Genomic DNA, 8,771 nt, shown 5'->3' with positions numbered 1-8,771 from the left:
TAGCGTTAAACGTGCGGGATGAGAACCTGCCGCAGGTCGACTGAATCGCCGGGAGCGATTCAGGCTGATGCACAGCAGCAGCCATCTTTCCCGACTACGACAGACTCTTCCAGATGTGCATCACCGCGTAGCTACGCCATGGCCGCCAGACCTGTGAACGCTGCTCAGCGGCGCGCGGCGTCAGGCCACCCAGATTATTGCGCACCGCAATATCCTCTTTTGGAAACGCATCCGGCCAGCGCAGGGCACGCATCGCAATATAATGAGCCGTCCACGGACCGATGCCCGGTAAGCTCATCAGCCGCGTCATCATCGCCTCAGGCGACAGGGTGGCATTGAACCGTAGCTCACCGGTGGCGCAGGCGCTGGCGAACGCCTGAATCGCTCTGGCGCGGGCGCTGACAATCCCGAGCCGGGCAATCTCATCCAGAGAGGTTTCTGCCATCCGTTCCGGACGGGCGGAGTAGCGTGACAGATCGGCGAACGGCGTCACGCAGGCCTCGCCAAACGCCTCGGCAAAACGGCTGCTCAGCGTGGTCGCGGCTTTCACCGTGATCTGCTGACCCAGTATCGCCCGGACACCCATTTCAAACCCGTCAAAGGCACCTGGCACCCGCAGGCCAGGATAATTCGCCAGGCTCTGCGCCAGCAGAGGATCCTGCTGCAGGTGAGCCGCAATCCGCTGTGGCTGCGCATTAAGATCAAACAGATCGCGCAGCCGGCGCAGCAGAGCGGGTAGCACAGGCGTTAAGCTGCTGGTGAACTCAACCTGCAGCGCTTGTTTTGCCGGCAGATGTGACACGCTGACCCAGCCGCGATAGTCGCCCAGCGCCACGGTGCGCCGGTAACAGTTATCTTCAACCGCCTCGATCTCTTTCATCAGGCGGAGCTGCAGAAAACTCAGCATCGCCTGCCAGTCGTAAGGCGGACGATAACTGAGCCGCAGCCGCATAGTATCATCGGGCTGCAACTGTGCCGCCGGCAGCGTCTGTTTGCGTAAGGCACCCGGTGTCATGCGGTAACGGGCCTGAAAGACATCATTAAAGCGGCGCAGGCTGCCAAAGCCGCTGGCATAGGCGACATCAATAATCGGCAGCTGGGTTTCGGTCAGCAGCTGTTTCGCCAGTAGCATCCGACGCGTCTGCTTCAGCTCCAGCGGCGAGACGCCCAGCTCCTGCTGCACAATCCGCCGTAGCTGTCGTGCGCTGATCCCAAACTCGGCCGCTATCTCATCCAGCCCCTCATGCTGCTCCAGCACGCCTTCCTCGATACGCTGAACCAGCCGATCGGCAATGCGATGCGCATGATCCACTGGCGCATTGCCCGGTGCCAGTTCTGGCCGGCAGCGCAGGCAGGGACGGAACCGCGCTTTTTCGGCCGCTTCGGCGCTGCTGAAGAACAGACAGTTCTTCTGCATCGGTGCTTTCACCGGGCAGATCGGACGGCAATAGATGCCGGTTGAGGTAACGCCGACGAAGAAAACCCCATCGAAGCGGGTATCACGTGAGGTCAGCGCCTGATAGGCAATCTCGGGATCGAGCATGGTCTTTCTCCGGCAAATAAAGCGCAGCCTACGCCGGATACGGCAGGCAGACTGGCTGTTTTCGGACAGCACAACAGTTTATCGTCGTGACCGAAAACAGCCAGCCTGACGGCTGAAAAGTGCGATAATCGGCACTGACTCAGTGAGCGGAGAATCAGCATGTATTACTTCAAACCCATTGCCACACCGGTAGGCGAACTCAAGCTGGTGGCCAGCGACCGTGGTCTGGTCGGGATCTTATGGGAGAACGACGATCCCAGACGCACCCGGTTTTTGCCGCAAACCCGTCACGATGACCTGCCGGTTTTTCTGGCGACCGAACAGCAGCTGGCGGAATATTTTGCTGGCGAACGCCGCTGTTTCGAACTGCCGCTCGACTTTGTCGGCACCGACTTTCAGAAAAAGGTGTGGCAGGCGCTGGTGGCAATCCCGTTTGGCGAAACCCGCAGCTACAGCCAGATCGCCCGTGAGATTGGGCATCCGCTGGCAGTCCGTGCGGTCGGGGCCGCCAACGGCCGTAATCCGCTCTCCATTATCGCACCCTGCCATCGGGTGATTGGTGCCAACGGTAAACTTACCGGCTTTGCCGGTGGACTGGAGATCAAAGCCTTTCTGCTGGCACTGGAAGCCCCGCAGGCGCGTCTGGCGCTGGCAACAACCGCGCAGCCCGACGCGAGCTGATAATTCACACGGACTGAACAAAAACCCCACGACACACCAACACATTTCCGCTATCGTGTTTAGCATATAAAACACGATGGCGGGATCAACGCCATAAGTCGCCTTAATGGGCGATTTTCGTTAATTAGATAAAACGAGAGCTGTGTCATGAGTGTGATGTTCGATCCTGAGAGCGCTGTTTACCCTTTTCCACCTAAACCGGCCCGCCTGACTGACGATGAAAAAGCGGGTTACCGCGAAAAAATCAAAGCGTTGCTGAAAGCGCGTAACGCCGTGATGGTGGCGCACTACTACACCGATCCGGAAATTCAGGCGCTGGCCGAAGAGACCGGCGGCTGCGTCTCGGACTCGCTGGAGATGGCACGCTTCGGCAGTCACCATCCGGCCACGACCTTGCTGGTGGCGGGCGTGCGCTTTATGGGGGAAACCGCCAAAATTCTCAGCCCGGAGAAGAGGGTGCTGATGCCGACGCTGCAGGCGGAATGCTCACTCGATCTCGGCTGCCCGATTGAGGAGTTTAACGCCTTCTGCGATGCCCATCCCGATCGTACCGTGGTGGTCTATGCCAATACCTCCGCGGCGGTGAAAGCGCGCGCCGACTGGGTAGTGACCTCCAGTATTGCGGTTGAGCTGATTGAACATCTCGACAGCCTTGGTGAGAAGATCATCTGGGCGCCGGATCGCCATCTTGGCCGCTACGTGACACAAAAATCGGGCGCAGATGTGCTGTGCTGGCAGGGTGCCTGTATTGTGCATGACGAATTTAAAACCCAGGCGCTGCAGCGCATGAAGGCGCTTTATCCCGACGCGGCGGTGCTGGTGCATCCGGAGTCGCCACAGGCCATTGTCGATCTGGCCGACGCGGTGGGTTCTACCAGCCAGCTGATTCAGGCGGCCAAATCGTTGCCGCATCCGCAAATGATTGTGGCGACCGATCGCGGCATCTTTTATAAAATGCAGCAGGCGGTACCGGAGAAAGAGCTGCTGGAAGCGCCGACCGCCGGCGAAGGGGCAACCTGCCGCAGCTGTGCGCATTGCCCGTGGATGGCGATGAACGGCCTCAGGGCGATTGCTGAGGCGCTGGAGACGGGCGGGGCACAGCATGAAGTGCAGGTCGACAGTCACCTGCGAGAAGCCGCGTTGCTGCCGCTTAACCGCATGCTATCCTTTGCAGCAGATCTTAAACTCAACGTGAAAGGAAACGCGTAAGCGTTTCTTTGACAGGTGCCTGGCATGGACTTCTTCAGCACACACAATATTCTGGTTCATATCCCGCTCGGTGCGGGTGGCTACGATCTCTCATGGATTGAGGCGATCGGCACACTGGCGGGCCTGCTCTGCATCTGGCTCGCCAGTCTGGAAAAGATCGTCAACTATCCGTTCGGCCTGATTAACGTCACGCTGTTCGCGGTGATCTTCTTTCAAATCCAGCTCTATGCCAGCCTGCTGTTACAGCTGTTCTTTTTTGCCGCCAATCTTTATGGCTGGTACGCCTGGAGCCGGCAGACCGACGACCATCAGGCGGCTCTGAAAATCCGCTGGCTGCCGCTACCTAAAGCGCTGGCGTGGGCGGTGGGCTGCATCGTTGCGATTGCGCTGATGACGCTCTATATCGACCCGGTATTTGCCGTACTGACGCGCGCAGCGGTGACGCTGATGAACGGTCTCGGACTGACGGTGGCGATGCCGGTGCTGCAACCCGATGCCTTCCCGTTCTGGGATTCATGCATGATGGTGCTGTCGATTGCGGCGATGATTCTGATGACGCGCAAATATGTTGAGAACTGGCTGCTGTGGGTGATCATCAACGTGATCAGCGTGATGATCTTTGCGCGCCAGGGGGTGTATGCGATGTCGCTGGAGTATGTGATTCTGACGCTGATAGCGCTGAACGGTTCCCGGATGTGGATTCGCAGCGCGCGGCAACAGGGTTCCCGCGCGCTGTCGTCTCAGTGAGCGTGATGCTCACCCGGTGCGTGACGGTGGTCATGATGAGAGTGATCTGATCCACTGCTGATGCCGAGCTCGCACTCGGCACCGGCACAGGCTGATATTCCATCTGCACGGTGGCGTGCGCAATCTTATAGTGCTGTTGCAGATAGGCATGAATGCGATGCAGCAGCGCGTCATGATCGTACGGCGGGATCACCTGAACATGTAGCGTCAGCAGTGGTTTCTCGCCAACCTGCCACAGATGCACATGATGCACGTTACGCACTTCGGCAATATTCAGGGTCAAATCACGAATCAATCGGGTGACGTCCAGCGAGCGCGGCGCACCTTCCAGTAACTCCTGCAGGCTTTCACGCAGCAGCGCCCAGGCGCTGCGCAGCACCAGCAGCGACACTAACAGCGACAGGATCGGGTCAATCGGCGTCCAGCCGGTCAGCATAATGATCACCGCCGCCACAATAGCCCCAACCGATCCCAGCAAATCACCCATCACGTGCAGCGCTGCAGCGCGCACGTTGAGATTCTTTTCGCCGCTGCCGTGATGCAGCAACCAGAACGACAGGAGATTGGCCAGCAGTCCTGCGATAGCGATGCCCAGCATCAGCCCGCCGGTGACCGGCTGCGGATCGGCGAAACGCCGCACGGCTTCCCAGACGATCAGGGCGGTAATCACCAGCAGAGCGATAGCATTGACGAAGGCGGCCAGCGTGGTCAGGCGCAGCAGGCCGAAAGTATGGCGCGCATTGGGCTTTCGGCGGGCAAAGTGCACCGCCAGTAGTGCCATCAGCAGCGCAGCCGCATCGGTCAGCATGTGTCCGGCATCGGCCAGCAGTGCCAGCGAGCCAGAGAGCCAGCCGCCAATCACTTCGGCAATCATAAACAGGGTCGTGACGCCAAAAGCCGCGGCCAGCCGGGTGCGATTGCTATCCTGCCCGCTATGAGTGTGGGTGTGTGCCATAAGAATCCAGTTTTTTCAGTAACCTGTTAGTCAATAATATCAGTAATCGCCACGTTTCAGCGCTGTCCTGATGCTGTTTTGCCTGCTCCGCTAACTGCTGGCTAAGCTGCGCGCCTTCCTCCAGCCCGACCAGTAACCAGCTGCCTTTCATCCGGTGTGCGGCTTCCGCCAGCTGGGTCCAGTCTGCCCGATCGCGCGCCGCCGCGAGTCGCGCCAGATCCTGGCTGACCGTGTCGCGTAGCGTCTGGCTCAGGCGGCCAAGAAATTTATCGTTGTGCTGCGCCAGCCGCAGCAGGTTGTCATCCAGTGCCGCCAGCGGATCGGGCTGCCAGTCGGCCAGCAGTGCGCCGAGATCGGCTAACTGCACCGGTTTAATCAGCACCCGTTCGCCTGCTGCCAGCGGCTGGGACAGCAACTGGGCGTCGGCTGAACACAATACCCGCATCGCCTGACGGCCACGCTGACGATCGCGACGGCGCAGCAGCCGCAGCAGCAGCGTGCCGTCGGGACGTGGCATCATCTGGTCGATAAACAGCAGGTCATACGGCTGCTGCGCATCGGCGCGCAACAGGTCGCGGCCCTGCTCGAAGGTATCGGCCTGAATAGCGAAGCGCGCCAGCTGCTGCTGCATCACCAGCAGATTGGTGGGATGGTCATCAACAATCGCCGCCCGCAACTGCGGGTAGCCGGGCAGGGCAGATTCGCTGACAGGGCTGACCGGCTGACAGGGCTCAAGCGGAAGCGTGACCGTCACTTCGGTGCCGTGACCGGGTTGAGACACCAGCCGGATATCGCCGCCCATGCGCAGCACCATTTCCCGACAGATAAACAGCCCCAGGCCGCTGCCTTGGACCGAAACCGATTTACCAGACGGTGCCTGATACCACGGATCGAACAGCTTCTGCTGCTCCTCTGGCGGAATGCCGCTACCGCTGTCACTGACCGTCAGCTCCAGCTGCTGCCGGGCCGCCAGCGTCAGACGGATCTCACCGTGCCGGGTAAATTTCAGCGCATTGGTCATCAGGTTATTCACCACCTGTTGCAGACGATCGGCATCGATCAGGATCGCCTCCGGCAGCGGCGTCAGCGCTCTGACCACCAGACGCGGTCCGTCAGCGCGCATTAACGGATGGTAAAAGTGCTGCTGCTGTTCGAGCCATTCCGGCAGGGCCAGGGGACGCGGCGACAATGTGAAGCTGTTGCTCTCAATCCGGGCGTGATCCTGCAGGTCGTTGAGTAAGGTCAGCAACGATTGCGCACTGCTGTGCAGTAGCGTCAGATTCTGGCTGCTATGCTGCTGCTTTTCCAGCTCCAGCAATCCGAGAATTGCCTGCATCGGCGTGCGCAGTTCATGGCTGACGGTGGCCAGAAACTGACTCTTCATCGCGTTGGCGCGCTCCGCCTGTTCACGCTGCTGACGTTCCCGGCGCTGCTGCCAGTAGCGGCGTGCCAGTAACAGCAGCAGCAAGGCGATCGCTGCCCCGGCTACCCCCAGCACCATCATCGGTAAGGAGCGCATCACCATCACGCTGCCCGGCTGCGGTGGGGTTGACCAGCTATCGCGCATCTGGCTCTGGGTTTCAGCCGGAATCTGCTGCAACGCCCGATCCAGCAGCGCACGCAGCACCGGCTGATCCGGGGCGACGCCCAGCGCGATCGGCCAGGCGATGTCGCTGGCGGCAAAGGCGAGGTGAATACGGGGATCGTTGCGGCTGGCGATACGCCAGCGTGCTGACAGCACGTTATCGACCAGTGCATCAATCTGGCCTCTGGCCAGTGCATCGTATAGGCTGTTGCGATCGGCAAAGCGCTGCGGCTGCAGGTCGTCGGGTAACAGCCGCTGCGCCAGATCGTCCTGCAGCACGCCGACCCGCTTACCGCGCAGATCACGCCAGCGCGTCAGGGAATGGGGCTGAATGCTGTAGATGCCCCACAACGCCCGCCACACCGGCAGCGAGGTGCTCTGCATGGCGTCACCGTTAAGCGGTTGCATCAGCTGCAGCATCGCCTGCTGCTGACCAATCAGCGCGGTGGCCTGGCGCGGATTGCTGATCCATACCGGCTCGAATTGCAGTCCGGTACTCTGGGCGATCACTTTCAGCAGTTCGACGCCGTAACCGCGCGCCGTGCCGGTGCTGTCGCGGTAACTCCACGGGTAGTTATCCGGCTCGGCGGCGTACAACACCCGCGGATGGGCGGCAATCCACGCCCGTTCATCCGGGCTGAGCATCAGCGTCTGGGTATCCTGATAGCGTGGCAGGATGCTGCTCCAGCGCGCCTGAAGCGTACTCATCAGCTCGGCGGGCAGCTGACGCAGGCTCTGATTAATCCAGCTAATCAGCTGCGGGTCGCGGCTCACCGCCCGCAGGCTGAGCTGTCCGGCCTCTATCCGTGAGGCGATTTGATAAATCTGACCCTGCTGCAGCTGACTTAACAGAAAACCGGCACTGGTCTCATCTGCCACCACATAATCGTTCTGCTGATTAAGCAGGGTATAAAGTGCCTGCAGATCGCTGCTGTAACGCCGCCAGCGATGGCGCGCCGCCAGATCGGGCGGCAGCTGTGCCAGCGTGGTGTCACTGATCGCCAGCTGGGCATTCTGGCTGTTAAACATCACGGCGCGCTGATTCTGCTGATTACGGTAAATGCGCAGCGGGCTGCTGTACCAGGTGTCACTGCTAAGCGTGCCCGGCGGTAACGGCGCGACCAGCATACCCAGGGCAAAATCGATCTGGCCGTCATTCAGCGCCTGCAACAGATGCGCCTGATCGGCGTACAGCGTCAGACTGAACTGGGCGCCGGTCAGCTGACGCAGCGCGGAGAGATAATCGGCATTGATGCCATAGAGATCGTTGCCGATGCGCATCGCCCACGGCGCGTTATTCTCCTCCAGCAGCCCGACGCGCAGCATCCGCCCCTGCATGGTTTCGGCGCGGTTCACCGGCAGCATCATCGGCAAATTCACGCTGCTGACTGGCCGGACGGTCATTCCGGCTCCGCTCCACAACAGCAATAAAATCAACAACCAGTTTCTCACTGCTGCGCTTTCCACAAGTCAGCCAGTTCCACCACCGAACGGGCACCGGTCTTTTCCAGAATATTCTTTTTATGGGTGCTGACGGTTTTATTGCTGATATGCAGCTGAGCGGCGATTTGCAGGTTAGAGAGGCCGCTGGCCAGTAATGCCAGCACCTGGCGCTCTTTCTGGGTCAGCGGCAGTTCTGGTTCATCCTCAATGGCAGGAAAGGCCGTGTGACCGCCCAGCACCGCCAGAATCGCGCTCAGGAGCTGCTCCATGCGCTGACTTTTCACCACATAGCCTGCCGCACCCAACGCCTGGGCACGTCGCATGGTGTGATGGGTTTGTTGCGCCGAGTAGATCAGTACCGGACAATCGGGCAGATGAATTTTCAGACGGCGCAGAATCTCCAGTCCGTCGCCATCCGGCAGGCCAATATCCAGCACGATAATATCCAGCGGCAAGGAGAGAAAGGCGCGTGCGGCTTTTTCACTGCTGGCGGAGTAGAGCTTTACCGGAATCGGTGACTGGGTCAGCGCAGCCTCAAGGGCGACCTCGACCAGTGGATGATCGTCAATCAGAAGCAATGCGGCCATGAATATTTCCCTGTTAATTTC

Annotated in this window: 6 protein-coding genes and 1 pseudogene; 3 read left to right on the top strand and 4 right to left on the bottom strand. The window is 60.1% G+C overall.

Going from position 1 to position 8,771, the window contains the following annotated elements; all coding sequences use genetic code 11:
* Positions 1-94: 94 nt before the first annotated feature.
* The gene (locus HA41_RS02520) at positions 95-1,543 is read right to left on the bottom strand and encodes an AlkA N-terminal domain-containing protein (protein ID WP_094119446.1); all 1,449 of its coding nucleotides are present in this window, start codon (positions 1,541-1,543) and stop codon (positions 95-97) included.
* A 159-nt stretch (positions 1,544-1,702) separates the two neighbouring features.
* Between HA41_RS02520 and HA41_RS02515 the strand changes: the two genes are divergently transcribed.
* The 3 genes from HA41_RS02515 to pnuC all read left to right on the top strand — a co-directional run bounded on the left by HA41_RS02515 (position 1,703) and on the right by pnuC (position 4,180).
* Positions 1,703-2,224 carry a methylated-DNA--[protein]-cysteine S-methyltransferase gene (locus HA41_RS02515; protein WP_094119445.1) on the top strand — a complete coding sequence of 174 codons (522 nt, stop codon included), beginning with the start codon at positions 1,703-1,705 and terminating at the stop codon, positions 2,222-2,224.
* 147 nt (positions 2,225-2,371) lie between these two features.
* Positions 2,372-3,433 carry a quinolinate synthase NadA gene (nadA, locus tag HA41_RS02510; RefSeq protein WP_094119444.1) on the top strand — a complete coding sequence of 354 codons (1,062 nt, stop codon included), beginning with the start codon at positions 2,372-2,374 and terminating at the stop codon, positions 3,431-3,433.
* Between the two features lie 24 nt (positions 3,434-3,457).
* Positions 3,458-4,180, top strand: a complete 723-nt coding sequence (pnuC, locus tag HA41_RS02505; RefSeq protein ID WP_094119443.1) for a nicotinamide riboside transporter PnuC — start codon at positions 3,458-3,460, stop codon at positions 4,178-4,180.
* Here pnuC and zitB read toward each other — a convergent pair.
* The 3 genes and pseudogenes from zitB to HA41_RS02490 all read right to left on the bottom strand — a co-directional run bounded on the left by zitB (position 4,174) and on the right by HA41_RS02490 (position 8,750).
* Positions 4,174-5,135: pseudogene (zitB, locus tag HA41_RS02500) on the bottom strand (CDF family zinc transporter ZitB). The gene pnuC and the pseudogene zitB overlap by 7 nt on opposite strands.
* Entirely contained in the window at positions 5,113-8,187 is a 3,075-nt protein-coding gene (locus HA41_RS02495; protein WP_094119442.1) for an ATP-binding protein, read from the bottom strand. Before HA41_RS02495 ends, zitB begins: the two are co-directional and overlap by 23 nt.
* Positions 8,169-8,750, bottom strand: coding sequence for a response regulator transcription factor (locus HA41_RS02490; protein ID WP_094119441.1), 582 nt, complete (start codon positions 8,748-8,750; stop codon positions 8,169-8,171). The genes HA41_RS02495 and HA41_RS02490 overlap by 19 nt, the downstream gene beginning before the upstream one ends.
* Positions 8,751-8,771: the final 21 nt, after the last annotated feature.

The sequence above is a fragment of the Pantoea conspicua genome (assembly GCF_002095315.1).
GTDB lineage: Bacteria > Pseudomonadota > Gammaproteobacteria > Enterobacterales > Enterobacteriaceae > Pantoea > Pantoea conspicua.
Note: the sequence above shows the minus strand (reverse complement) of the source record. Positions and strands in the feature narration are given on the sequence as shown.